This is a genomic window from Pseudarthrobacter cremeus (genome assembly GCF_051857465.1).
Taxonomy (GTDB): Bacteria; Actinomycetota; Actinomycetes; order Actinomycetales; family Micrococcaceae; genus Arthrobacter.
Window position 1 is genome coordinate 566,563 of the sequence record NZ_JBPZHC010000002.1, and the last position, 26,224, is coordinate 592,786.

20 protein-coding genes are annotated in these 26,224 nt (G+C 65.1%); 15 read left to right on the forward strand and 5 right to left on the reverse strand.

The window, feature by feature from the left end:
• Window positions 1-21 precede the first annotated feature (21 nt).
• From ACS5PJ_RS06350 to ACS5PJ_RS06360, 3 genes are all read left to right on the forward strand, one after another.
• On the forward strand, window positions 22-681 hold the full coding sequence (locus ACS5PJ_RS06350; RefSeq protein ID WP_439434056.1) for a Poxvirus protein I5: 660 nt from the start codon (window positions 22-24) through the stop codon (window positions 679-681).
• A 54-nt stretch (window positions 682-735) separates the two neighbouring features.
• On the forward strand, window positions 736-1,995 hold the full coding sequence (locus ACS5PJ_RS06355) for an MFS transporter (protein WP_439434057.1): 1,260 nt from the start codon (window positions 736-738) through the stop codon (window positions 1,993-1,995).
• A gap of 118 nt (window positions 1,996-2,113) precedes the next feature.
• The gene (locus tag ACS5PJ_RS06360) at window positions 2,114-3,403 is read left to right on the forward strand and encodes an ABC transporter substrate-binding protein (RefSeq protein WP_439434058.1); all 1,290 of its coding nucleotides are present in this window, start codon (window positions 2,114-2,116) and stop codon (window positions 3,401-3,403) included.
• A gap of 121 nt (window positions 3,404-3,524) precedes the next feature.
• Here the strand turns inward: ACS5PJ_RS06360 and ACS5PJ_RS06365 are convergent, their stop codons facing one another.
• Both ACS5PJ_RS06365 and ACS5PJ_RS06370 read right to left on the reverse strand, forming a co-directional pair.
• A complete protein-coding gene (locus tag ACS5PJ_RS06365; protein ID WP_439434059.1) occupies window positions 3,525-6,797 on the reverse strand; it encodes a family 78 glycoside hydrolase catalytic domain in 3,273 nt (1,090 codons plus the stop codon).
• On the reverse strand, window positions 6,785-7,993 hold the full coding sequence (locus ACS5PJ_RS06370; RefSeq protein ID WP_439434060.1) for a Gfo/Idh/MocA family protein: 1,209 nt from the start codon (window positions 7,991-7,993) through the stop codon (window positions 6,785-6,787). The genes ACS5PJ_RS06365 and ACS5PJ_RS06370 overlap by 13 nt, the downstream gene beginning before the upstream one ends.
• A 401-nt stretch (window positions 7,994-8,394) precedes the next feature.
• Between ACS5PJ_RS06370 and ACS5PJ_RS06375 the strand changes: the two genes are divergently transcribed.
• The 9 genes from ACS5PJ_RS06375 (at window position 8,395) to ACS5PJ_RS06415 (ending at window position 19,269) form a co-directional block, all read left to right on the forward strand.
• A complete protein-coding gene (locus ACS5PJ_RS06375) occupies window positions 8,395-9,090 on the forward strand; it encodes a YesL family protein (protein ID WP_439434061.1) in 696 nt (231 codons plus the stop codon).
• Window positions 9,083-11,197, forward strand: coding sequence for a beta-galactosidase (locus ACS5PJ_RS06380; protein WP_439434062.1), 2,115 nt, complete (start codon window positions 9,083-9,085; stop codon window positions 11,195-11,197). The genes ACS5PJ_RS06375 and ACS5PJ_RS06380 overlap by 8 nt, the downstream gene beginning before the upstream one ends.
• Window positions 11,194-13,767 (forward strand): exo-rhamnogalacturonan lyase family protein, encoded by a 2,574-nt coding sequence (locus ACS5PJ_RS06385; protein WP_439434063.1) that lies wholly within the window; start codon window positions 11,194-11,196, stop codon window positions 13,765-13,767. Before ACS5PJ_RS06380 ends, ACS5PJ_RS06385 begins: the two co-directional genes overlap by 4 nt.
• 67 nt (window positions 13,768-13,834) lie before the next feature.
• A complete protein-coding gene (locus tag ACS5PJ_RS06390) occupies window positions 13,835-15,367 on the forward strand; it encodes an extracellular solute-binding protein (protein WP_439434064.1) in 1,533 nt (510 codons plus the stop codon).
• A gap of 84 nt (window positions 15,368-15,451) precedes the next feature.
• Window positions 15,452-16,474, forward strand: a complete 1,023-nt coding sequence (locus ACS5PJ_RS06395) for an ABC transporter permease (protein WP_439434065.1) — start codon at window positions 15,452-15,454, stop codon at window positions 16,472-16,474.
• Window positions 16,474-17,346, forward strand: coding sequence for a carbohydrate ABC transporter permease (locus tag ACS5PJ_RS06400; RefSeq protein ID WP_439434066.1), 873 nt, complete (start codon window positions 16,474-16,476; stop codon window positions 17,344-17,346). Before ACS5PJ_RS06395 ends, ACS5PJ_RS06400 begins: the two co-directional genes overlap by 1 nt.
• A gap of 62 nt (window positions 17,347-17,408) precedes the next feature.
• Window positions 17,409-18,158: a rhamnogalacturonan acetylesterase gene (locus ACS5PJ_RS06405; RefSeq protein WP_439434067.1), complete on the forward strand. Its 750-nt coding sequence runs from the start codon at window positions 17,409-17,411 to the stop codon at window positions 18,156-18,158.
• A complete protein-coding gene (locus ACS5PJ_RS06410) occupies window positions 18,159-18,902 on the forward strand; it encodes a DUF1961 family protein (protein WP_439434068.1) in 744 nt (247 codons plus the stop codon).
• A gap of 16 nt (window positions 18,903-18,918) precedes the next feature.
• Window positions 18,919-19,269, forward strand: a complete 351-nt coding sequence (locus ACS5PJ_RS06415; protein ID WP_439434069.1) for a DUF3846 domain-containing protein — start codon at window positions 18,919-18,921, stop codon at window positions 19,267-19,269.
• 57 nt (window positions 19,270-19,326) lie between these two features.
• On the opposite strand, the gene ACS5PJ_RS06420 is transcribed toward ACS5PJ_RS06415, so the two are convergent.
• Complete coding sequence (locus ACS5PJ_RS06420) at window positions 19,327-20,721, reverse strand: FAD-binding oxidoreductase (protein WP_439434129.1); 1,395 nt, start codon at window positions 20,719-20,721, stop codon at window positions 19,327-19,329.
• A gap of 254 nt (window positions 20,722-20,975) precedes the next feature.
• The gene (locus ACS5PJ_RS06425) at window positions 20,976-22,337 is read right to left on the reverse strand and encodes an integrase core domain-containing protein (protein WP_439434070.1); all 1,362 of its coding nucleotides are present in this window, start codon (window positions 22,335-22,337) and stop codon (window positions 20,976-20,978) included.
• 153 nt (window positions 22,338-22,490) lie between these two features.
• Between ACS5PJ_RS06425 and ACS5PJ_RS06430 the strand changes: the two genes are divergently transcribed.
• Window positions 22,491-23,393, forward strand: coding sequence for an IS982 family transposase (locus tag ACS5PJ_RS06430; RefSeq protein ID WP_439434071.1), 903 nt, complete (start codon window positions 22,491-22,493; stop codon window positions 23,391-23,393).
• Between the two features lie 20 nt (window positions 23,394-23,413).
• Here ACS5PJ_RS06430 and ACS5PJ_RS06435 read toward each other — a convergent pair whose 3' ends face one another.
• Window positions 23,414-24,445 carry a LacI family DNA-binding transcriptional regulator gene (locus ACS5PJ_RS06435; RefSeq protein ID WP_439434072.1) on the reverse strand — a complete coding sequence of 344 codons (1,032 nt, stop codon included), beginning with the start codon at window positions 24,443-24,445 and terminating at the stop codon, window positions 23,414-23,416.
• Between the two features lie 141 nt (window positions 24,446-24,586).
• On the opposite strand from ACS5PJ_RS06435, the gene ACS5PJ_RS06440 reads away from it, so the two are divergent.
• Entirely contained in the window at window positions 24,587-24,934 is a 348-nt protein-coding gene (locus ACS5PJ_RS06440) for an L-rhamnose mutarotase (RefSeq protein ID WP_439434073.1), read from the forward strand.
• Between the two features lie 121 nt (window positions 24,935-25,055).
• On the forward strand, window positions 25,056-26,222 hold the full coding sequence (gene rhaI, locus ACS5PJ_RS06445; protein WP_439434074.1) for an L-rhamnose isomerase: 1,167 nt from the start codon (window positions 25,056-25,058) through the stop codon (window positions 26,220-26,222).
• Window positions 26,223-26,224: the final 2 nt, after the last annotated feature.

The window sequence follows — 26,224 nt, forward strand, 5'->3', positions numbered from 1 at the left end:
CGCGGATAACGGATAAAGAAAATGAGCATCATGGACAGCACCACACCCGCCTCCGACCGGGGCGAACCCATCCCGGTGAACCGCTTCGCCCTGTTTTCCGAGACCCTCCTGGCCGGACTGCTGGTGCTGGTGCTGTCCCTTCCCCTGGTCACGATCCCGGCCGCCTACGCGGCCGGGATCGCCCACCTGGAACGGCACCTCTCCGGAAGGGATGATTCCATCCGCGGTCTGGGGGGCACCTTCCGCTCCGCCCTGCCGGGCAGCTGGAAGCTGGGAATCACGACGGCGGCAGCCGCCGTCGTGATTGTCCTTAACCTCCTGCTCGCAACGGTGGGGCAACTGCCGGGAAGCTCCGTGGTGCTGCCTGCGACGCTCATCCTGGCCGGCGCCGGAGCAGTCCTGCTGCTGCGCACCACCGCCGCGTGGTCCGACTTCTCGGGCGCCAACAAAGACACCGGCCAGGCCGCCGCCGTCGCGAAAACTCCCTCGGCCCACTGGTCCGCCGCCCTCCACACCGGCAAGGCGTTGTCCCTCCGGGACTGGACGGGTTCCCTCCTGCTGGTCGCTGCGCTCTTGGGGGCAGTGGTCTTCGTGTGGATGCTCGTTGCCCTTTTCGTGGTGGTGCCCGGCACCCTGATCCTGGCCGCGGCCGCGGTAAAGATACGGTCCGCCCGCGCCTAGCCCGAAGTTCCTGCAGTCCTGTTTTTCCATCACTACCGAGCTGAGTGACGCGTCGTGTCTTCCGACAGCCCCCAGTCCGCAGAATCCCTTCGAACCTCCCAGCCCAGGGCCCGCTGGTACCACCCGCTGACCCAGTACAACTACCGCCTGTACATGGCCATGTCACTGGCAGGCAGCATGGGCGTCTGGATGCAGCGGCTGGCCCAGGACTGGCTGGTCCTGCAGCTCACCGGGAGTCCGGCCGCCGTGGGCATCGCCGTCGCGCTGCAGTTCCTGCCGATGCTGATCATCGGCCCCCTGAGCGGCCTGCTGGTGGACATGTTCCCCAAGCGCCGCATCATGATGGTGTGCCAGTCGGTGATCGCGCTCCTGGCGGCCGGGCTGGCTGCGGCGGCCGCCACTGGAAACATCTCCGTGTGGGCCGTCTACGGAAGCTGCATCGCACTGGGGGTGACGTCCGCCGTCGATGGTCCGGCCCGGCAGGTTTTCATCAACGAAGTGGTGGGCGACGCGGGCCTGCGGCCCGCCATCGGCCTCAACAATGCCATCGGCCAGTTCGGGGCCATGGTGGGTCCGGCGCTCGGGGGCGTGGTGATAGCCCAGGCCGGTTCTGCCGCAGCTTTTGCCTCCAACACAGTGCTCTCGTTGCTGGTGCTTGGCATGATTGCCGCCATCCGTCCGGAACTGCTGCACCTCACGGCTCCAGCGGCCCGGGGCCGCGGCCAGTTGCTGGCAGGCTTCCGGTACGTCTGCCGGCGGCCCTCCTTGTTGCTCGTCATCGTTCTGGCCGGGCTGATGGGGGCCTTCGGCATGAATGGACCTGTGGTGCTGACGGCGTTTGCTGAGCGGGTCTGGCACAACGGCGCGGCGGGGTTCGGCCTGTTCAACACCATGGCTGCTGTGGGCGCCTTTGCCGGTGCTCTCCTGTCGGCAAGGTTGAGGGGCCTGGGCCGCAAAGGAATCGTCGCTGCGGCTGGTCTATTTGGCCTCGCCCAGCTGATTGCGGCGCTCATGCCTACACTGGTTCTCTTTGTCATCATGCTGGTGGCCGTGGGGTTGATGACCCTGCTGTTCCTCACGAGCGCCGCAACCGAGGTCCAGCTGGAAGCCGGCCCTGGGATACGGGGGAGGGTGATGGCGCTCTACCTTCCGCTCCTGCTGGGCGGCCACGCCCTGGGCGGCCTGCTGGCGGGCTGGCTTACCGAAGAATTCGGCGTACGGACAGGCCTGGTGGTCACCGGTTCCCTGGGGATGCTGTCCGCCGCAGTCATCGGCCTCCTGCTGTGGATGAACTCCCGCCGCGCACGCCGTTGACCGTACCTGTGAGCAAAAGTAACTTTGTGTGAGTTCTTGACGCGTGGCATGGCTCACACCTAAGCTTCGAGAAAGCGGTTTCTCACTACATCGCAAGCCGTCAACCAGAGGACATCGAATGCTCTTTCGCGCCCGAAAATCCACCGTCCCCAAGACTGCGGCCGTCCTGGCTGCCATAGCCCTGGCCCTTACTGGCTGTGGGGGGAGCTCACCGGCCGCATCTGATGGGCCGGTCACCCTCCGCTTCAGCTGGTGGGGCTCAGATGTGCGGCACAAAATGACGCAGAAGCTCATCGATGCCTTCGAAGCCAAAAACCCCAACATCAACATCGAGGGCGAGTACGGCGACTGGTCCGGTTACTGGGACAAGCTGGCCACCCAGGTGGCGTCCCAGGATGCGCCTGACATCATCCAGATGGACGCCCAGTATCTTGGCGAATACGCCAAGCGAGGCGCCCTGCTGAAGCTGAAGGACGTGGATCTGTCCAAGTTCGACCAGGCTGCGGCCGACGCCGGCAAGACAGCGGACGGTCAGTTCGCTGTGACGGCTGGCATGAACGCCCTGGTGGTCCTGGCCAATCCCTCCCTGTTGTCAGCCAGCGGGGTGTCACTGCCGGACGACTCGAGCTGGACCTGGGAGGACTACCGGAAGATCGCGGCGGACATCACCGGCAAGAGTAAAGGCGGCGTCTACGGTTCGGGCGCCATCGCCGGCGACGCCTCGTTCAACCTTTGGCTGCGCCAGCACGGGAAGTCCCTTTTCACGAACGACGGCGGCCTGGGCTTTGATGAGGCGGACGCCACCGAGTACTTCGAAATGCAGGCCGGACTCCGGGATGCCAAAGCGGTACCGCCCGCCTCAGTGATGACTGAAGATGCCAGCGCATCGCTGGACCAGCAAGGCCTTGCAACGAACCGCGTGGCCCTGGGATGGGTGTGGTCCAACCAGCTGGGCGCGCTGACCAAGGCCTCGGGCCAGGCGCTGGAAATCCACCGGCCGCCGAGTGTGGAGGGTGATGCGGCGAAGGCCGAACAGTTCTACAAGGCATCACAATTCTGGTCCGCCAGTTCGCGGACCAAGCACCCCGCCGAAGCCCAGAAGTTCATCGATTTCCTGGCCAACAGCGTGGAAGCCGGCGAAATCGCGCTGGCAGACCGCGGCATCCCGGGCAACTCGGAAGTGCGCGCGGCCGTTGCTCCGAAACTGACCCCTACAGATGCGCTGACGGCAAAGTTCATTGATGACATCGCCGATGAAGTGGGCGAGGCCCCGGCCGTTCCTCCCGCAGGATCGAGCCCGGTTTCAGAAGTCCTGACCCGGTACGCCACCGAGGTGCACTTCAGCCGCATTTCCCCGCAGGAAGCGGCAAAGAAGTCGATCGCGGAAATCAAGGGTTCGCTCACCTAAGGGGACGGGACTCCCTGCGACGGGAAGGCCAATAACCGTCACCATGCATGAACGAACGACGCCGGATGCGAACCGCATCCGGCGTCGTTTGCCTGGGGGAGGCTGTCAGGTCCGGAGGCCGTCAGGTTGCGGCGGACCGTGTGGTTGGGTCGGACGGTGTGAAGGTCCAGGTTCCGCTGTGGATCCTGAAATCCCGCGAACGCACGTAGGCCTGCTCCGTCGTCGGGCCCTGGATTCCGTACGTTCCATCCGGCAGCCGGACGGTCGCCGTGACGCCGGCGGGAACCGTGCACTCCAGGTGGATTCCCTCAGGGGTCCGCCGCCAGCTGACGGCGGCGTAGCCGTTGGGCAGCGGCACACTTCCTGCGGCGTGTTCGAGCCGGCACGCCGGCGGTTCGATCAGGAGCTCACGGCCACCCGGGACGGTGGTGCGCACACCGAGGAGGTACTCCAGGATCTCCTTGACCACGGACGCGGACCACGCGTGGGACTGGCTGTAGTCCGTGCCGTCCGCCAACTCCCAGGCTTCCCATGTGAAGCTCGCGCCCTCTTCGAGCAGCCGCGCCCACCCCGGCTGGCCCGGGTTGGTGAGCAGATCAAGGACCGCGTCCGTTAGCCCCTCGGACAGCAGGGCGCGCACCAGCCGGTGGACGGTCATGGGTCCCTGCCGCATTCCCTGGTCCGCGATCCTTTGCGCGTCGGCCACCGCATCAGCAGGATCGGTGATTCCGAGGGACAGCGGGAAGGACGTGGCGTGCTGGGAGGCGTGCCTGCTCGGGGTGCCGTCGGCGTGCAGGCCGTCCACCATCAGCCCGTCAACCCGGAGGCAGGAACGGATGCTTTCGCCGAGGGCACTGGCGTGGCCGGCATACCGCACGGCCGCATCCTCGTCGCCTGCGAGGCTGCATAGCCGGGCGGTGGAGATGAGGGCCGAGTACGCCTGCGCGTTCACGGTGGTCTTGGCAGCACAGTCCATGTCGTAGCCGAAGCGTCCCGGTGCGGGCCAGTCCACGATTCCGCGTAAATACGGGCCGGAGCCGCCGCCCAGTTCGGTGACCAGTCCCGCCGTCGGTCCTTCCGTGGCGAGGTAACGCAGCGCGTAGTCGGCCGTGTTGCACAGGTGCGGAAGCAGGTCCTGGATCAGGGCCAGGTCAGCGGTCCGCAGGTAGTATTCCTCGGCCCACTCCGGCATCATGAGCGAGAAGTCGGGGATGTCCCGTTTCCCATCGCCGTTGGGGTAGACGGCGTTGTAGCGGCCCAGGTCTTCGCCGTCGGTCCAGTAGCGCGCCGCGGACCAGCCAAATTCCCGCAGCGCCTGCGCGGTGTAGGCGTGTTCCCCGAACAGCGCCATGGTGGCGTAGGAGATATTGACGGCATCGGCCAGGAACTGGCCCTTCTCCCGCGTGGGCGTGTCCACGAACTGCTCCTGCACACCGTACAGAGCGGAATCGCGCAGCAGCCAGAACACAGCGTTCAGCGTGGAATCGGAACTGGTGAAGCTCCCTTCCTGCGGATGCCTCCCATGGACCACGACGGCTCCCACCCGCGAAAGATCCGCCGCCTCCACCCCGGGGACTTCCACGTACCGGAAGCCGAGGTGGACGGTGGCGTGGAACTCCTGCTGGCCGTCCGCCTGGGTGTAGGGGAAGGACATGTCCGTGTTCTGGCTGGCGGTCTTGCGCGTGTCCACCCTGCCGTGGGAGTCGAGAACGTAGCCCGCCCGGATCATGAGCGTCCGGCCAGCCACGCCGTTGAGGAAGTCCACTTCCGGACGGGCCGGGATGACCCGGCCGAAGTCCGCCACCAGTGTGCCGTCGGCTGCCGTGAGGAAGGCCGTCGGTGCTACGAAGGTCTCCACCAGGGAAGTCCGCCGGGGGTGCAGGGCCGGGAAGGCGGCGACCGGGTGGGCGCCCTGGCTCAGGGCAGGCAACAGGTCGGGGACGGCAACCAGATCTGTGGCGGCCTGGCCGTCCAGGTGCTCCACGGGGTCGCCCTCGTCATTGCGGTAGCCCGACTGGCGGTAGGGCGCCTCTCCGGCCGTCCAGTCCGTTCCGGAACCGAAGACCTCGCGCCGCCCGTCCGTGTAGTCCACGCTGAGCCGGACCAGCAACCCGGGAACGCCGGCGGCCCGGCCCTGGCCGGGACCGTACCAGTGCAGCAGCGCGGTTAACGGAACCTCGCCTTGCGGGCCTGACAGGTGAACCGGTGAGTGGGCGCCGAGCAGCGCGGTGACATCAGCGGCGTCGTAATATCCCTCCCCGGGGTAGCCGAAGGAGGTGACGCTGAGGCAGGTGGTGCCGTCCACGGCCAGTTGGGCATGGTGGCTCGCTGCCGCAAAAAGGCGTGCCCGGGCCACCGTTCCCGTGAGCCGGACAGTGGTGCGGAAGAGTGTCCATTCGTCGGGCTGCCGGTGGGTGGTGGTGAGCGCCCATTGGCTACGGAAGGCGTGGGACTCTTCCGGTCCGCCGTCGAACCGGTGGTTCAGCAGCACCGTGCCGCCCGCCGCCGCCGGGGAGATGACCCGCAGCGAGGCATACTCGGCCTGGCTGCGGGGCCCCTGATGGAGTGCCGGCCGGCCGTGGAGCCCGGCTGGGGCAGGCTCCGCCACGGTGAGCAGTTCGACGCCGTCGAGGCTGACGGTGATCGTGCCGCCGTCGTCGTCAACAGCCAGGTCATGCCAGGTGCCGGGGACCAGATCTTTGCCGGGCAGCCGCTCCTGAGCGGCCTGGACAGCGCGTTCAAGCCTTGCGCTGGCAAGCACCTCGGTGTCCGGAGTTGCAGCGGCGGGAATTTCCCAGGCCGCAGCCCGACGCAGCACAACGTCGCCTGCCGAGTTCAGTTCAAGCAGCAGCCCGGTTCCGGGGCCGGTGCTGCGGAGGAGCAGTCCGGCCCAGCCCATCACGGGCTTGAGGCGGGCTTCCACCCTGACCTGGCGGACCGGAGCGCAGGGGAGAGGCAGGAAGGGGGAGCCCGCCACGCGCAGGGCACCGTCCAGGATTTCCAGTGGAGCCCGGCCGCCCGGTGCCCGCTGGATCCACTCGGCGGCCCACCCGTTGTCCGGGAGCCCGGTGCTGAAGAAGCCGGGTTCGGACCAGGAACCCTGACGTCCGGCGGAGTCAGTTACCCGGACCCGCCAGCTGTAGTCCGCATCTTCTGCCAGGTCGGGTCCGCCATAGGGAATGTTGGCTTGCAGCCCGGACGCGACAGGCCCGGAGCACCAGACCTCTTTCCCGGCGGCGTCCTCCACGGCGATTTCGTAGCCGGTCTGCCGGGCGGCCGCAGGGTCGGCGTCCTCCGGGAGGGTCAGTTGCCAGCCGAAGACTGGCCGCGGGGATGCCGTCAGGCAGTCGGCGAGGCCGTCGGTCAGCAGGCCGGCAGGGATCAGGGCGCCCACGGGAGACCCAGTTCCTTGAACGTGGCGTGCTGCTGCGTGGCCCGGTCCAGGGCATCTTCAATCCCGACGACGACGGCGTGGGCAGCGTCACCCTCACCCACCCACTTGACGTACTCGCTGCCGATCAGGGCCGGCAGCGGCGCGGTCCGGATGGCTTCCAGCACCAGCATGAAGGCTCCGCTGTCCAGGAGGGGGCTGATCAGTCCGGTGCCGTCACGGCGGTGGGCAATCAGGTTCTCGGTGAGATCGTCCCGGCCGAAAACCTGCTCACTCTGTCCCGCAGCGGTGGTGACGGTGAGGCGGTCCTCGGTGTAGTGGAACACCGCCTGGCCTTCAGAACCCTGCAGCGTCACGTAGGGCTCCACTGACTCGGTGGCGCAGATGGTGAGTGCGCAGGTGACCGGGAGGCCGGCGGCGGTGCGGATCCGGATGACCGAGGTGTCGTCGGATTCGATGTCGTTGGCGCGGTAGAGATCCGTCTCCACCGAGGCGACGTCCGCCATGGTGCGTGCTCCGGCGATCCGCAGGGCCGTTGCCACGGCGTGGGCCAGGGGATTGGTGGCCACACCATCAACCACGTCAACGCCGTCGATGCTCCGTTTTCCGGCCCAGCGGGAGCGCTTGTAGTAGGCCCGGTCCCGGACCCAGCGGCCCGTGGCGGAAATGCCTTCCAGGGTGCCGATGGCACCGCTGGCCACCAGTTCCTCAATGGCCGCAAGTGCGTGTGATCCCAGGCTTTGGAAGCCGATCTGCACGCTCCGTCCGGACTTTTGGGCAGCCTTGCAGAGGGCGTTGAAGTCAGCCAGGGACGCCACCGGCGGCTTTTCGAGATAGAGGTCAGCGGCAGTGGCCAGGGCGGCCAGGCCAAGCGGGGCATGGGTCTGGATGGGGGTGGCCACGATGATCACATCGAGGTCCGCCGAGGCCGCCAGGAGCTGGGTGAGCCCGGGAAAAACGGCGGCCGTTGCCGGCAGGGATCCCGGGGCCGGAGGCTGCGGATCTGCCACTGCTACGAGTTCGACGGCGCCGGCGGCCTGGAGCCGCTCAAGGTTCCGCAGGTGGTGGGTGCCGAAGCCGTGGACACCTACCAGCGCCACGCGCGCGGTGCGGCCCTGCGCCACCGCCGGGGCCGGCGTCGGGACAGGATGTACGTTCCGGGACTGGAACTCGGCGTCGGTGCCGGCTGGCGTTCCCATGGGTCTCCGTTTCTGCCCGCAGGCACGAGTATCTTGGCTCCGGCCGGGAGTGGCCGCACCGGAGCGGACAAGTCCAGGGCAGACGAGTCAGGACAGGCAAGCCAGGGCAGGCAAGCCAGGGCAGGCAAGCCAGGACAGGCAAGCCAGGACAGGCCGCTTGAAGCGCTGGACAGCGTTGACCGGCCGAGCGGCCCGGTGCCAGCATACGTACCCAGGCAAGCGCTTTCCAATACCAAGTGTGCGGCAAGCACCCGGGCCGAGTCCACTAATGTAACGATTCAAAATTTAGCTTGACGCACCCGCCGTGAGGGGTCTAGGTTCTGAGAAACCGATTACTTACGTGACGCGGCCCACTTCTGGAACCGTTTCTGCAACGATGGAGAACCGAACGGAGCTTTGCCATGCTGGCTGGAACATTCAGCGCACGTGCCTACTCATTCTTCGATACGCTGCTGTGGATCGCCTGTCTGAACCTGCTGTGGATACTCTTCACGGTGCTGGGACTGGGTGTCCTGGGCGCAGGTCCAGCAACCGCTGCGGCCCACATCCTGGTCCGTCGCCGGTCCCGCGGCGAGGCCGCGCCGCTCCTGAAATCCTTCACCCGGGAGTACCTCACGAACTTCGCCCGAGCCAATGCGCTGGCCTTGCCCGTCATGGCTGTGGCCGTAGTCCTGGTGATGAACTGGAACTACGCGTCGCTGGCCGGCGGCCTGGTCTCGGAGCTCATGGCTGCAGCCACCTTCGTGGCGGCGCTCTTCCTGGCTGCGGTGGCCTGCTACCTGTTTCCGCTCTATGCCCGCTACGAACTCCCATTGGGCCAGTACCTGATGACCTCGTCGCGCTTTGCGGTCCGGCACCTGGCCGGCACAGCCATCCTGTTGTTCGTCAGTGCCGCGGCCGTTTACGCCAGCCAGACACTGCCGGGACTGATCCCCTTCTTCAGCATCGGCGCCTGGCTCTACGTGACCGGCTGGCTGTGTGACCGTTTCTTCACCGCCAACGACGAGTCCGTGACGGACATGGCCGCGGTTCAAGGCTCTCCAGTGCAGGATGCTGCCGTCCTCCGTCCGATGCAGCAGGGGGCACCCGTTGCCTGAGCTTTATGACAACCGGCTTTCTGACGGCCGCCTCTTTGACGAACGCCTCCTCTATGGCGCCGCGGTTTATCCCGAGGTCCTCGACGCCGCCACCTTCGAAGCCGACGCTGCCCACATGGCCCGGCTCGGCATGAACACTGCCAGGCTGGGTGAGTTCATGTGGTCCGCCCTGGAACCGGACGACGGCGATATCCGCCTGGACGTCCTCCACCGGGCCCTCGACGCACTCGGTACCAACGGAATAAAAGCCATCCTCTGCACACCCACAGTGACCCCGCCGGTCTGGCTGACCCACTGTCAGCCGGAGCGCCTGCACCACATGGCCGACGGCACCGCCCTGGGGCACGGCTCCCGGCAGCACATCTGCACGAACAACCCGGTTTTCCGCGACCGGGCCGCGCGGATCACCCAGGCCCTCGCGGCCGCCGTCGGGAACGACTCACGGGTGGTTGCCTGGCAGCTGGACAACGAGTTCAAGTCCCATGTGGGCGGCTGCCACTGCCCAACCTGCGCCGGGCTATGGACGGAGTGGCTCACCGCCAAGTATCAGGAGGTGGAGCTGCTCAACGAGGCATGGCACTCTTCGGTCTGGAGTGAAACGTATCAAAGCCTTGCCCAGGTACCCCTTCCCGGCCCTACACCGTTCCTGCACAACACCTCGCTGGTCAACGACTTCAGGCTGTTCAGCCAGGAGAACATCAACCGGTTTGCCCACGAGCAGGCGGACATTATCCGTGCCCACAGCACCCTGCCCGTGACGCACAACAGCGGCTTCGGCTTCGACCTGGACAACGCGGCACTCTTCGACGGCCTGGATTTCTCCAGCTTCGACACCTACCCGTCAGCGGACAACCATTCCGCGTTCCTGATGAACCTGGACTATTTCCCGGGGCTGGCCAAGTCCCGCCGCACCGTCCTGATGGAGACCAGCCCCAGCCACGGCGGCTCCGTGCAGAATTACGGCGTGCCGCACCCGCACGGGTTCGTCGAAGCAGAGGCCTTCGCCAACTACGCTTCAGGCTCCGCCGGATTCCTGTTCTGGCACTTCCGCCAGCACCGCGGCGGCAGCGAGCAGGCGCACGGCTCCGTAGTCAGCGCCTGGGGCCAGCCCACCATCGGCTACTCCAGCGCCGAGGCAATCGGCGCGATGCTTCCGGCCATCACGCCACTGCTGGACCACAGCAGCCCGGCCCGGCCCGCCGTTGCCGTCCACTATTCGGACCACGCCAAGGCATTCCTGGCGACGGAAGCCGGTGACAGGGCAGGCTACCGCGGCCTGATCTCAGCGTTCCACGCAGGACTGGTCCGTGCCGGTATCCAGCGGTCCCTGCTTCCGGTGGAAGCCTCCCTCGCAGGTGTCGATGTGCTGTTCACCCCGTTCGTCCACCATCTCCGGGCACAGGACCGGGAACGGATCCTTGACTGGGTCCACGCCGGTGGGACCTGGGTCTGCGGGCCCGGCACCGGTGGCCGCACGGAACACCACACGTGGCACGCTGACTCCGCCCTGGGCGGTCTGGAAGCCCCCGCCGGCGTCGAATCCGTGTTCCAGTTCCCGGCTACCGGCTCAGGTTCCCGGGGCAGCATCCTGGGACACGACGTCGCACTCTCCCGCATGAGCACGTTCTTCCGCCTGCCGGAAACTGAATCTCCCCGCGCGGCCACCGCCCTGGGGACGGTCACCGCCGGTCCCGCGGAAGGCCTCGAATTCGCCACCGAACGCCGGATCGGTGCGGGCCGGATGATCCTGCTGGGCGCCTACCCCGGAACCGGGGGACCGGACGACGACGGCGCGGCGCTTGCCGCCGTCGTCGAGCATGCGTGCGCCGGGGTACTGCCCACCGTGCGCACCGCGGGCGGCGCAGTGGTGGACTACCCGCGCTGGCGCAACGGCAGGCTTCAGCACTGGCTGGTCAACATGGGCGGTGAACCGGGCACGTTCACACTGTCACGTCCCGCGCGCCGGCTGCTGGCGAAGGAGGATGCCCCTTCCGCAACCGGCACTTACCCGGGTCATCCCGCCATCACCCTGACCGCCGGCGTACACACCCTGGGGGCCTACGACTACCTGGTCCTGGAAGACATCAAAGAGGAGCATTCACTGTGAAATGGCTTGAACAGGCACCCCGGATCGCTACGGCTGTGTCCTTTGGCCGGCCGTGGACCGAGGGCGAACTGGACCCCGCCAACGTGGCGGATATCCGGCTCGCCGATACCGCACTGGTCCATGAGGCGAGGCCGCTGGCTTTCTGGGCTGACGGCAGCGTTAAGTGGACTGCCCACGCCGTGGTGGTTCCGGCCGGAACGGAAGCGGGTGATCTGGAGCCGGTGCTGGCCCCCGTGTTGGCACCGGACACCGCGGTGGCTGTGGCGGAACCCCGGCTGCTGGCCACCCAGGAAGGCGGCGCCATCCGCGTGGACACCGGCGCTTTCGCCGTGACCGTTCCGGGCCCGGCCGGTAATGCAGGAGGGGCTCTCACCGGTGCCTTTGCTGCCACTGACGGGCGGCAGCTTGGCAACGCGCTTCGCTTGGTGGTGAGTGCGCCGGACGCAGAAGTGAACATTGAGTCCGCGGGCATCGAAACCCCGGGCGCGGTCAGGACCGTGATCCGGATTGAAGGATCGGTGACTGCGCGTGGAACGGAGTTGCTCCGGTTCATCATCCGTCTCGCCTTCTTCGCCGGCCAGCCCACCCTGCAGGTTACCCAGACCCTGCTGTTCCAGGACGCGGCCAAGGACCGGATCATCAAGGGCATCGGCCTGCGGCTCGATCGGGGCCTCAGCGGGGACCTGCTGAACCGCCGCGTCAGCATCGCGGGAGACACCGCCGTCTACACCGAACCCGTCCAGTCGCTTTACACGCGGCCGTTCAGCGGCGACAACTCTGATTACGCCCGCCAACTGGCGGGCCGGGCTGTCGAAGAGTCGGCGGACACCGCGGAGCTGTTCGCCGTCGGCCGGCAGAACGCCGTCTGGTCAGCCTTCCGGGTCACCCAGGAATCCGAGGACTACTTCCGGCTGGAGAAGCAAACCGCCGCCAAGCTGCTGCCCGTCCGGATGGGCAAGGGCCACCGCAGCCAGGGCCTTTTGTATGCCGGCGACACAACCGGCGGGGTGGCCGTCACCCTGCGCGGGTTCTGGCAGAAGTTCCCCGCGGCCCTTGAAGTGGACGGCATGGCAGGGGATACAGCTTCCTTCACCGCCTGGTCCTGGGCCGAATCCGTGGAGCCCATGGACCTGCGCCACTACTCGGACGAATGCTACGTGCCCAGCGCCTACGAGGGCTTCGACGAGCTGCGCTCCACTCCCGAAGGTGTGGCCAACACGTCGCACATTTCCTTCGACTTCGTGGACGTTTCACCGTCCAACGATTGGCTGTGGGAGCTCGCCTGCGAACGCCAGCAGCCTGCCCAGCCGGTCTGCCCGCCGGAGCTCTACTACTCGTCCCGCGCCGCCGGCACCACCTGGGGGCTGCCCGAAACGCTCCCTGCCGGGTTTGCAGTGGAACAGCGGCTCCACGGCCTGGTCGATTTCTACACCCAGGAGGTCGAGCAGCGCGGCTGGTACGGCTACTGGAACTTCGGCGACTTTATGCACAGCTATGACCAGTACCGCCACCAGTGGCGCTATGATCTGGGCGGCTTCGCCTGGGCCAACAACGAACTCGCGCCCAACATGTGGCTTTGGCAGTCCTTCCTGCGCACCGGAGACGCACGGGCGTTCCGCCTCGCCGAGGCCATGACGTGGCACAGCGCCGAGGTGGACCGGCACCACTTCGGCGACTACTCGCAGCTGGGTTCCCGGCACAACGTGGTCCACTGGGGTTGCGGCTGCAAGGAAGTCCGGATCAGCATGGCCGGCCTGCACCGGTACTACTACTTCCTCACCGGCGACGAACGGATCGGGGAACTCCTCTCCGAGGTGCGCGACGCCGAGCATGCCCTGGACCGGCTGGACCCCATGCGTGAGTTCTATGAGCGCACCCCGGAACGGACCCACATCCGGATCGGCCCCGACTGGTCGGCGCTGGTGTCCAACTGGTTCAGCGAATATGAGCGCACCGGCGACCACCAGTGGAAAGACCGGATCACCAAGGGCATCAGCCAGCTCGAAGCCATGCCGCACGGGCTGCTGTCCGGACCCACGGTTGAATTCGACGCATCCCGCCTGGACCTGCACCACATGTTCACCGGCACTGCCGGCGGCTTCCACATGATCATCGCCTTCGGTGCGCCGCAGGTCTGGATTGAGGTTGCTGAGGCGCTGGACCATGAGGGCTTCCGCCGTATGCTTGCCGATTTCGGCAGGTTCTACGCACTTCCGGAAGAGGAAAAGCAGCGCCGGACCGGCGGTGCCCTGGACGATACCCACTTCAGCTGGCCGTCCATGGCCACCGGAATGATGGCCTACGGCGCCTGGTACTACCGGGATGAGGAACTGGCAGCCACGGCGTGGGACATCCTGCTGGACAACGCGGGCGGCGGACTTTCAGCCCCCTTCGCCGAATCGCTGCAGCAGGCGCAGACCTGGCAGCCCGTCGTCGAACATCCCGCCATTTCCACCAACTGGGCCTCCCAATGGGCCCTCAATGCCACCCTCTGCCTGGAGCTGATCGGCCCGCCGGGCAGTCCGCGCTGGGCTGACCGCCCCCAAAACCTGACCCGCACCGCCAACTGAACCGCACCAACTGCACAGCCTTCACCAACTGACCGACTCAACCCCGAAGAAGTGGACAAGGAACACCATGATCAACAGAAAACTCAGCCTGGCCGCCGCCGTCGTGACCGCAACGGCCCTGACCCTGACCGCCTGCGCCGGCGGGGGCGAGGCCCCCGCGGCTGACCTGACCAAGGTCAGCATCATGGCCCCCTTCCTGGAGGCCCAGCCGCCTGGCGCCGACGGCGCCGTGCAGAAGAAGCTGGAAGAGATCACCGGCAAGGACGTCAACATCACGTGGACGCCCAATGCCTCCTACGAAGACAAAATGAACATCACCCTGGCTTCCTCCGAAATCCCCCAGGTCATGGTGGTGCAGAGCAAGTCGCCGGGATTCGTCAAGAATGCTGAAGCGGGTGCTTTCTGGGACCTGACCGACAAGCTGGACAAGTACCCCAACCTGAAGACCACCTTCCCGGACATCCAGCAAAACGCGAGCATCAACGGCAAGGTCTTCGGTATCTACCGTGGCAGGGCTCCCATGCGTGCTGCCGTCATGTTCCGCCAGGACTGGCTCGACAAGCTGGGCCTGCAGGCCCCCAAAACCACCGAGGACCTTTACAAGGTAGCGAAGGCCTTCACCGAACAGGACCCGGACGGCAACGGGCAGAACGATACCTGGGGCATCACCATCCCCAAGTGGGGTGCCCTGGGTTCCAACAGCCCCTATGACCTGATCGAGGAATGGTACGGCGCCGGCAACCGGTGGACCGAGAAGGACGGCAAGCTCATCCCGAGCTTTGAAACCGAGGAGTTCCTGGAGGCCAACCGCTTCGTCAAGAAGATGGTGGATGAGAAGCTCATCAACCCGGACTTCGCCACTTTCGACGGCACCAAGTGGAATGAACCGTTCTTCAACGGCAAGGGCGGCATCATCGTCGACGTCGACTCCCGGGTCAGCGTGCTGATCAACCTCTTCAAGCAGGCAGACCCGAACAACTTCGAGAACAAGGTCGGTTTTGTCGGGAACCTGAAGGGCCCCGACGGCGAACTGCACGCCCACCCCACCGATGGCTATTCCGGCTTCCTGGCCATCCCCAAATCCAGCGTCCGCACCGAAGCCGAGCTGACCAAGGTCCTGGAATTCATCAATACCCTCAACGGCAAGGACGCCGCAATACTGCTCAACAACGGCATCGAGGGCACGAACTTCACGCTCGAAAATGGTGCTGCTGCGCCGATCAAGCCGGAAACCCCTGAGGGCAAGGCTGTCGCCACCGACATCAAGAGCTACGCGCAACTGGGCATGAATGTCGCTGGTAACAGCTTCTACCCGGTCAAGCAGGCCTCCGTGTACGAACAGAAGGTCTTCGACAAGCGGACTGAAGTGATGGCGGCGGATCTCAAGAGCGCGGTTTACAACCCGGCAGCACCCTATGTCTCGGCCACCTACGTGTCCAAGGGCGCCCAGCTGGACAACATCGTGGCTGATGCGCGGATCAAGTACCTCGCCGGCCAGATCGATGAGCAGGGTTTGAAGGACGCCATCAAGCTGTGGAACACCAGCGGCGGCGACAAGGTCAAGGAAGAGATCAACAAGCTCTGGCAGGACAACAAGTAACATCCGCCCGGCGCTGCCGGCCGGCCCGCACCCAGCGTGCGGGCCGGCCGGCAGCGGACCATCACCACCAGAAAGGAGGCCTGCATGTCGCAACTGACAGACGCACTGGCCTCGAACATCGGCGCCGGCGACGGCGCGGGGGCGGAACCCGGCACGACCCAGAAACGGGGGAAGAAACCGCCCAAGGCTCCCAAGGTCCCGCGCGGGAAGTTCTCGGTCCATTTCGCCCACTACAAATGGCTGTACCTGCTGCTCCTGCCTGGAGTGCTGTATTTCGCGGTGTTCCGCTACGCCCCGATGTACGGGGTGTCCATCGCGTTCAAGGATTACGTCCCGTTCCTGGGCGTGAACGCCAGCCCGTGGGTGGGCTTCGAGCACTTCCAGGATTTCTTCGCCAACCCGGACTTCGCCCGGTTGCTGGGGAACACCCTGATCCTGGCGTTCCTGAACCTGGGCATCGCGTTTCCGCTGACCATCGTGCTGGCTCTATTGCTCAACGAAGTCCGGCTCTCGATCCTCAAACGCACCGTCCAGACCCTGGTCTACATCCCGCACTTCCTGTCCTGGACCATCGTGGCGTCGCTGAGCTTCCTGCTCTTCGCCCTGGATTTCGGGCCGCTGTTCCTGTTCATCAACAACGTCCTGGGCACGGACATCGACTTCCTCTCCGATCCGGCCTGGTTCCGGCCGCTGATCGTCCTGCAGGAGATCTGGAAGAACACCGGCTGGGGGACCATCATCTTCCTCGCCGCCCTGGCCACCGTGGACCAGGACCAGTACGAGGCCGCCATCATCGACGGCGCCGGCCGGTTCCGCCGGGTCTGGCACATCACCCTCCCCGGGATCCGCTCCACCATCATCGTGATGCTGATCCTGGCGATCGGGCAGATGCTGAACACCGGCTTCGAGCAGATCTACCTCATGACCAACGCCCTGAACAGGTCCGTGGCCGACGTCTTTGATACCTACGTGTACTTCGTGGGCATCACCCAGGGCGCCTACTCCTACTCGACCGCGGTGGGGCTGTTCAAGTCACTGGTGGGCATCGTGCTGATCTTCGGCACCAACGCCCTGGCCAAGCGATTCAACCAGAGCGGACTGTTCTAATGAAGATTCACAACACTCCCGGCGGCCGCGTCTTCGACGCCGTCAACTACGTTTTCCTGACCCTGATCGGCATCGTCACGCTGCTGCCCTTCGTCTACGTCTTCGCCGGCTCCTTCGCCACCGAAGCCGAGATCACCCGGCGCGCCTTCTTCGTCTGGCCAGAGCAGTTTTCCCTGGGCGCCTACGAGTACATTTTCTCCACCCAGGCGTTCATCAAAGCGCTGATCACCACCGTGCTCGTCACCGTGGTGGGCACCGTGGTGCAGCTGATCCTGACTGTCACCATGGCCTACCCGCTGGCCAAGCGGAACCTCCGCGGCCGCCAGCTGATCCTGTCCCTGGTGGTCTTCGCCATGGTGTTCTCCGGCGGCATGATCCCCACGTTCCTCCTGGTCAAGGACCTGGGCCTGCTCAACACCTACTGGGCCCTGATCCTGCCGGCCGCGATCAACCCGTTCAGCCTGATCATCATCAAGAACTTCTTCCAGGAACTCCCCGCGGAGCTGGAGGAGTCCGCCAAGATGGACGGCGCCACCGAAGTAGGGATCCTCTGGCGGATCCTGCTGCCCCTGTCCAAACCGGTCCTGGCAACGTTCGCCCTGTTCTACGCTGTCGGGATCTGGAACGACTTCATGTCGCCCCTGCTCTACCTCTCCGACAACTCCAAATGGACCCTGCAGATGTACCTTCGCCAGGTCACTGCCTCTTCGGACCTGCTGGGTACCGGAAACGTGGACCCGAACTACATCCCCCCGGAGCAGGGCATCAAGTTCGCCGTGATCGTGGTGGCCACCCTGCCCATCCTGATCTTCTACCCCTTCCTGCAAAAGCACTTCGCCAAGGGCATGCTCATCGGCTCGGTCAAGGGCTGACCGCCCGCCGCCGCACCCGCCGTCGCGCCTGAAGAGGTGCTCCGACCAACAGAAAGCACACCATGAAAATCCTGCTCGCCGGAGATTCCACCGTGGCGAACTGTCCAACTCACGAGTACCCCATGAGTGGGTGGGGTGCGCAGCTGCCCCGGCACGTGTACTCATGGGCGGCGGTGCACAATTTCGCCAAGGGCGGCGCCAGCACTGAGTCCTTCCGTGAGGAGGGGCTGTGGACGCAGCTCCTGGAAACCGCGGACTCAGGCGATCTCGTCCTAATCCAGTTCGGGCACAACGACCAGAAGAAGGCCCACCTCGCAGCAAGGACCGGCTATGCGGCCAACCTGCGCACCATGGTGGCCGAGGTCCGTGGCCTTGGCGCGGTCCCGGTGCTCTGCACCTCGGTGGAACGCCGGCACTTCCTGGATGGCGCGGGCACACGCGGCGTCCTTGAGGAGAGCCTCGAAGATTACCCCGAGGTGGTACGCGAGATGGCGCTCGAACTGAAGCTGGCCGTCGTCGACCTTAACTCGTGGACCCGCACGCTGTACGTGGAGCTGGGCGTGGAGGAATCGAAGTCCCTGTTCTGCCATTTCGGCCCGGGCGAGCACGCTCACTGGCCTGACGGGCTGGCGGACAACACCCATTTCTCCCAGCATGGTGCCTCCATTGTGGCGGAGCAGGTGGCGTCCCGGCTGGCCCGGCTCGGCTACAGCTCCAAGCAACGCGGAGTCACATCCGGCCCGATAATCGGTGAAAATCGGGCCGGGAGTGACCCCGCGTTGCGGTTAAGTACGACGGCGGTGCTGGGCTAGGTGGGCACGGGGAACCTGGGTGCGGTGCACTTGGGCGCGGCGCGCCTGGGCGGCGGGCTGTTGTACAGCAATCCGCTCGCCGGCCCGGCGGACGTGGCGGACTGGGTGCCCGAGGGGCCGCTGAATACGGGCAGCCACGACGGCGCATTGGAGCTCTCCGGGCTGCTTGACGACGAAGAGTTCGGGGATCACGCACACTGGACGTTCTGGTGCCCTGTGGAGTTCCCGGACGGCATCCGGATCCGTTGGGAGTTCATGCCCCTCGCTGAGCCGGGGCTGGCAATGCTCTTCTTTGCAGCGACGGGGCAGGGCGGGCATGACCTGTTTTCACCCGGTCTCGCGCCACGGACCGGCTACTACCCGCAGTATCACTCGGGTGACATCGATGCCCTGCATGTGTCCTATTTCCGCCACAAGCACGAATCAGAACGGGCCTTCCGCACCTGCAACCTGCGGAAAAGCGCCGGCTTTGAACTGGTGGCCCAAGGTGCCGACCCGTTACCGCCCGCGGAGGACGCGTTGGATTTCTACCGCATGGAAGTGGTGAAGGACGGCCGGAATGTGTCGTTTGCCGTCAACGGGCTGACACTTTTTGCGTGGACTGACCAATCTGACAACCCGCGGGGCGGCGGAAGCCTCGGTTTCCGGCAGATGGCTCCTTTGAATGCGGCGTACCGGAACCTGACAGTGGAGAAACTCCAGTCTTCACCGGCGCGGGAACACCAAGCTTGTGGATGCGGTTGACTCTGTAGGACGAAAAATGAGCACCACATTTACAGCACTGATAATCCCGGCCCGGACCAACGAACCCGTCCGGGTCGGACCGATCGAGGCCGCGCTGAAGAATCTTCAGGAGCTGGTTGAGGGCGATATTGAGTCGGTCACGCGCGGCGACTGGCATGTCTACCTGAACGCCGAGGGCGTGATCAAGGACCTACCGCCAAACCTGCGCGCCGCCCAGCTGATGTACGACTGCGGCCTGGACCTCGCCGGAGCTGCGCGGGGACCCGCCGTGTTCCTGGGAAACGACGAACACGGCCGGGAACAGGACGTTCCGGACCACCTCGTCAGGCGTGCCGGGGACCTCTTCGGTGTGCCCCTGGCGGCGTAACCACGCACCGAACGTAGTGCGCTGCGGTACGCCCGGAACACACCCGGAACCCAGTGATCAGTCGGGCCTGATGTTCTGGTTGAGGCTGAAGAAGTTGGTCGGGTCGTATTTGCGCTTCAGTGACTTGAGCCTCTCGTACTTGGCGGCTCCATAGGCCTGCCGGACGCGCTCCTCACCCTCTTCCATCAGGAAGTTCACGTAGACGCTGGTGTGGTGCGGTGCCAGGGCCGACCAGTAATCGCGCGCCCATTGGCGCTCAGCATCGAAGCCCTCGGCGGTCTTGCTGTTGCCGTTGATGTTGAACGTAAAGCCCGCGTTGCGGCCGTTGAATGCAGTGGCGTCGTTGCCGATCCGCCCTACCGCGCCGCCCATTTGCCAGAGGGCGACGCTGGTGACCGGCGACGTGATGCGCATGCCGTACTCGGCGACGATGTCGATCACCTCGTCGCTGAGGGATTCGATGTCACAGGACCGGACGTAGTAGGACCAGCCGTGGGGGAACGATGGATCGAACGTTTTCTGGTGTTCCAGGAAGGGTTTCGGCCGGCAGAAATCAAGGACCGGGAACCCGAACTCCTTCAACGGCTGCAGCACCCGTTCGCCATCCTCTACAGATCCGGCATAGCAGGAGGTGATAGCGAGGACCCGCCTGCCCACCAGCTCCGGCGGGACGATCGGCAGCGCCGGTGCCCTCCGCTGCACGGCCACGGTCATGAGCTCGTCAGGGCAGTCCGCGAGCCAGTCACGGTAAAACCGCAGCACCTCCGGAGTGTCCTCCATCGGCCAAAAGACCGGCCCCGCCATAACGGACGGACCCACAGGGACCAGCCGGAACTCGAACTCGGTAACGATGCCGAAGTTCCCGCCGCCGCCCCGCACGCCCCAGAAAAGGTCGGCGTTTTGGTCCTCGCTGGCAGTCACCAGCTCGCCGTCGGCCGTGACAACGTCAACGGAGAGCAGGTTGTCGACGGTGAGTCCGTGCTTGCGCATGATCCAGCCGATGCCGCCGCCCAGCGTAAGCCCCGCAACTCCGGTATGGGTGACGATCCCTGACGGGACAGCGAGCCCGAACTCCTGCGTTTCGCGGTCGAGTTCGCCCAGCAGCACACCTGCCTGGACACGGGCTGTCCGCGCGCCGGGGTCCACGCGGATGCCCTTCATGGGCGCGAGATCGATGACCATCCCGTCGTCGCAGACCGATAGCCCAGGAAAGCTGTGACCGCCTGCCCGCACGGCGACCTGAAGGCCGTGCAAGCGGGCGAACCGGATGGCGGCCCGGACATCTGCAACGCCGGTGCAGCGGGCTATGAGTGCGGGACGGCGGTCAATCGATCCGTTCCACACCTTGCGATGCTCGTCGTAGCCGGCGTCTGCCGGACCGACCAGGTCGCCCCGAAAGGATGCCTGCAGATCATCGACAGCGATGCGGCCGATCTCCGTGCTTTGTGTCATTGGACTCACGGACCTCTCTCCTCCCAGCAGATTCCCACTGTTTGGAGGACCTGACAAGAGGAAAACTGCGGGTGTCGATCCGGCGGCAGCCCCTAGATGAGTAAGTCCTATTGCTTTGGACGGTGAGGACGCTTTTAAAGTAAGGCGGAGAGTGTTAAACCTGTGATGTCTCAGGACATAGGTGACAGTTCTGCCTCACGACTTCGGTGACATTTGGTGTCTCAGCACATCGGTGACGGTTCACCTTTCACGCGCTACCTGCGGAAACGCGTCAGGGACTTGCTGATCCCGACGTATCCGGTGCCTTTTGATGGCCACACGTATTCCGCGATGACCTCGCCTTCGGTGTTGGCGAACATGACACCCTCCTGGTCCCAGACAGCAACGACGTCTCGTCCGCCCATCCGCTTGGTCAAAGAGAAGAGCGTTCTGCCAATATTGACGACGCCGTTGGAATAGACCCGGAGCTTCTGGCTGCCGGCGGCTGCCGGGTAAGAAATGCTGCCGGTGATTTTCTCGAGCGCACTGGTTTCGAGATCAGTTTCCGTTTGCAGACCGTTCGTGGTGCTGCGATCCGGCGCTCCCGGTCCGGCATCCACCACCGGTTCCACAAGGCCCGGATTTACCGGAGCAGGTGCGTTGGCTTCATGAAGAACCGCGATTGGTCGCGGCCTCGGTGCATCGGCGACGGTCGTGGCGTCCCATGACTGCCGCGGGGTAATGCGCCCGGGCAGTCCCTGGTGCGGGCGTTCGGTGTTATAGATCAGGTCAAACCGGTCAACCATCTCCTGCAACTCTTGATGTGTTGCCGCGAGGGGTTGCTTATCCAGCCACCGGAACAGAGTCTGGTGGAAGCGCTCGTTCTTCCCCTGCGTGGTTGGTTTGTATGGTTTGCCAGTGATCGCCTTGACCCCGAGCGAAGTCACGTAGGTGACCAGTTGGCCTTCGAGTCCACGGCGTGAGGGATTCAGAGCCGCCCCGTTGTCGGTCAGCAATCGTTGCGGCACCCCATGGGCTGCGATGCCCTTTTTCACGACCGCCAGGGCCGCCTGGCTGGTTTCACCTGATGCCACGTGGGAAGCGATCGCGAGCCGTGAGTGGTCATCCTGCAGCTGGAAGATCACGCACTTGCGCCCACCGGTGAGCACGTACTCGGTGGCGTCCAGTTGCCAGCAGGCGTTCGGGGCCGGGTAGACGAACCTGCGGTACGAGGCGCGGGGTTTCTTCGTCGGCTCGGACCGGGCCACGTTCTTTTCCCGAAAGATCCGCGCCAGCGAAGCAGGCGAGGGTGCGTGCATCCCCAGGGATACCATCTTGTCGTGCACGCTGATCGGCCCGTGATCCAGGCCGGAGGACTCCAGCGCCGCACGCACTTTCAGCGCCTCTTGCTTCAGGTCCTCGGAGAGCCGAGTTGGAGAGATTTTCGGGCGGCGTGAGCGCGGCTCCAAGGCCGCGGCTTGGCCTTCGTCACGCGCCCTGGCTCGGATCGCATAGAACGTCTTGCGGGTGATGTCATGCTCGGTGCAGAACGTGCTGACAGCGCCGCGTGGTGCGTCATCGGGCCACTGGGCGATGGCGAGGCGGATACGGGCGTTGACAGGCTCATTCTTTTTCACCTGTCATTCTTTGCCGCCGCCACGGGCCGGTCAGTAACTCGCTAACACCGGGGGAAGTGTCACCACCAAAACCCGCGGAAATGTGACCGATGTGTTGAGGCAGAACTGTTACCTATGTCCTGAGAGATAACAGGAGAGTGTTAAACCCGGTATGTGAACCCCGAACTAAACACTCTCCTGACCACACTCTATGTCCTTCTCACCGACCGTGTCCTGCCAGATCTTGGCGTGTCCCGGGACCGGCGGCCCGGGCGCAAGCCCGGCCTCTCGGATGCGGAGCTGCTCTGCCTGGCGGTGGCGCAGCAACTGCTCGGATTCTCCTCCGAAACCAGATGGATCCGGTACGCCCGGACGCACCTGACCGCGATGTTCCCCCACATCCCGCAGCAGTCCGGCTACAACAAACGGCTCCGGGCCGCGGGGACACTGATCTCCGCGACCATCACCGCCCTGGCCAAGGACACCCCGTCCTGGCATGACGTGCTCCGGCTGGTCGACCCCACTCCGCTGCCCTGCGGGACGTCACGGGAAACCGTCAAACGCTCCGATCTGGCCGGGCATGCCGGCTACGGCTACTGCGCTTCCCACTCCAGGTTCTTCTGGGGCTTCCGCCTATACCTGATCAGCACCCCTGAAGGAATGCCGGTCATCTGGGGCCTTGCTAACCCCAAAGTCGGGGAACGCGAAGTCACCCAGGCCCTGCTGGAAAAAGACCATCACCTCGTCCGCGCCGGCCAGGTCATCCTGGGCGACAAAGGCTTCGCCGGCAAGGACTTTGAACGGTTCATCACCGAAGACCTCGGCGCCCACCTCATCAGACCCGACCGAAAGGACGAGAAGCCACGCTTCGGCAAACTCGGCGGCATCCGGCAATGGATCGAGTCAGTCTTCGACACCCTCAAAGGCCAGCTCACCCTCGAAGACCACGGCGGACGCAGCCTTGAAGGCGTCAAAGCACGCGTCGCCGCACGCCTACTCGCCCTTGCCGCCGGCATCTGGCACAACTGGCACACCGGCGCACCCCGCAAACGCTCCCTGATCGCCTACGACCACTAAATCCAATAGGACTTAATCATCTAGCCGGCGGCGGGGCCCTTTGCCGGACCGGTGCTCTGGCGCACCACCAGTTCCGGAGTGAAGATCACGGCCCGGTGCCGCGGATTGTTCGCTTCAAGTTCCTCCGCCAGCAGTTCGATGGCGGTGCGTCCCAGCGCCTCGGTGGGCTGGCGGATGGAGGAGAGCGGTACCACGGCTGAGACGGCGAAATCGATGTCGTCGTAACCGATCAGCGCAATATCCTCGGGAATCCTCAGGGTGTGCGTCATGGTCAGGGATTGCATCACGCCCAGGGCCAGGAGGTCGTTGGCGCAGAAGATGCCGTCCGGCAGGTCCCCGCGCCCGCGCTCCACCAGCATGTTGCCCACGCTGCGGCCGGCCAGCACTGTCTGCCCGTCGGAATCGAGGACCTCCAGTGTGGCGTCCGGCTCTTCCTTCACCGCCCGCCGGGCACCCTGGAGACGGTCGGCCACCTGGCGGATGGACGTGGGGCCGCCCACAAAGGCGAGCCGACGGCGGCCGGTGTCCAGCAGGTGCCGGGCAGCGAGGTAACCTCCGGCGTCGTCGTCCACGGAGACTGAACTGTACTTTTCCTCGTCAGCCAGCCGGTCCACCAGCACGGTGGGGATGCCGCGCTCCCGGAGCAGATCCAGCCTCTCGGTGACGTCGCCCACGGGAGAGATCAGCAGGCCCTGGACACGCTGCTCCTGGAAAAGGTCGATGTAGTTGGACTCGCGGCTGGCATTGTGGCCGCTGTCGCCCAGCAGCACTGCACTGCCCTGGAGTGCCGCGGCGTCCTCTGCCGACCTCACCACGGAGGTGAAGAACGGGTTGCCGACGTCGAGCACAATCAGCCCGATGGTCCTGCTGTGTCCTGCCCGGAGCTGGCGGGCGGCGTCATTGCGGACGAAACCCAGCTCGTCAATGGCGCGCAGTACGCGCTCCTTGGTCCGCTGGGACACCCGGTCCGGGTAGTTCAGGACGTTGGAAACCGTACCCACGGCGACGCTGGCGTGGTTGGCGACGTCCTTGATGCTGGCTGAGCGATTCATGATTCTCCGTGCTGATCCGGGGGTCCAGTAATTCCTTGGGGCCTTCGGGGGTGGAATGCTTGACACCTTCTTGTCTTCCAGAGTACTTTGAATCGTAACAATGAAACGATTCAAAGATTTGGAAGTTCAGGAGAGTCGCAGATGAGGGTGTGTTTCCGTTCCTCGGTCCAGCCATCGCTGATCGGGGAGTACAAGCGCCGCCACGCTGCCGTGTGGCCGGAGATGCTGGCGGCCCTTAAAGACGCGGGCTGGAACAACTACTCGCTGTTCCTCGGCGATGACGGACTGCTCATCGGGTACGTGGAATGCGACGATTTCGGCGCCGTCCGCGCCCGGATGGCTTTGGCAGACGTGAATGCGCGCTGGCAGGCCGAGATGGCGTCGCTTTTTGACAACCCGGATCAGGCGCCCGACGCGGGGTTCCAGGTCCTCGAAGAAGTCTTCAATCTTGACGATCAGCTCGCGGCGGCGGAGGCCACGGCCAGCTGACCTGCCGGCTGATCTATCCAGGCTCCTGCAGCGGGGCCGCAGCACGAACACTCAACCGCAGGACCAGCAGTGAACCACACGCCCTTAATCTCAGCACCACCAGACCGGAAAGAATCCCATCATGAATGACGTAGCAACGGCGCTGGGCAGGCTCGGAGAGCTTGCCATCGAGGTCCCTTCGTGGGCTTATGGAAATTCAGGCACGCGTTTCAGGGTGTTCGGTACGCCGGGCACACCGCGGACTGTGCAGGAGAAGATCGCTGACGCGGCCAAGGTGCATGAGCTGACCGGGCTCGCTCCCACGGTGGCCCTGCATATCCCGTGGGACAAGGTGGATGATTATGCGGCCTTGAAGGAGTACGCGGCGGGCCTTGGCGTGGGCCTGGGCACCATCAACTCGAACACGTTCCAGGATGATGAGTACAGGTTCGGTTCGCTGACCTCTTCGAACGGGGCTGTCCGGCGGCGGGCCGTCGCGCATCACCTGGAGTGCATCGAGATCATGCACGCCACGGGCTCGCAGGACCTGAAGGTCTGGCTGGCGGATGGCACGAACTACCCGGGCCAGGACGATATGCGCGGCCGGCAGGACCGCCTGGCTGAGTCTCTGCAGGAGATCTACGCGGGCTTGGGGGAGAACCAGCGCCTGGTGCTGGAGTACAAGTTCTTCGAGCCGGCTTTTTACCACACCGATGTTCCGGACTGGGGTACTTCCTACGCGCAGACCCTGGCCCTGGGGGAGAAGTCGATGGTCTGCCTGGATACCGGCCACCACGCGCCTGGCACCAACATCGAGTTCATCGTGATGCAGTTGCTGCGCCTGGGCAAGCTTGGTTCCTTTGACTTCAACTCGCGTTTCTATGCTGATGATGACCTGATCGTGGGCGCGGCTGATCCGTTCCAGCTGTTCCGGATCATGTATGAGGTCATCCGCGGCGGCGGTTTCGGCAAGGAATCCGGCGTGGCCCTCATGCTGGACCAGTGCCACAACCTGGAAGAGAAGATCCCGGGCCAGATCCGCTCGGTCCTGAACGTCCAGGAAATGACGGCCCGCGCCATGCTGGTGGACACCGCCGCCCTGGGTGAGGCCCAGCGCGCCGGGGATGTCCTGGCCGCCAACGGTGTCTTCAATGATGCCTTCTACACGGACGTCCGGCCCATCCTGGCCGCATGGCGTGAAGAGCGCGGCCTGCCCGCGGACCCGATGGCCGCCTTCAAGGCCAGCGGTTACCAGAAACAGATCAATGAGGACCGCGTCGGCGGCCAGCAAGCCGGATGGGGCGCATAAGC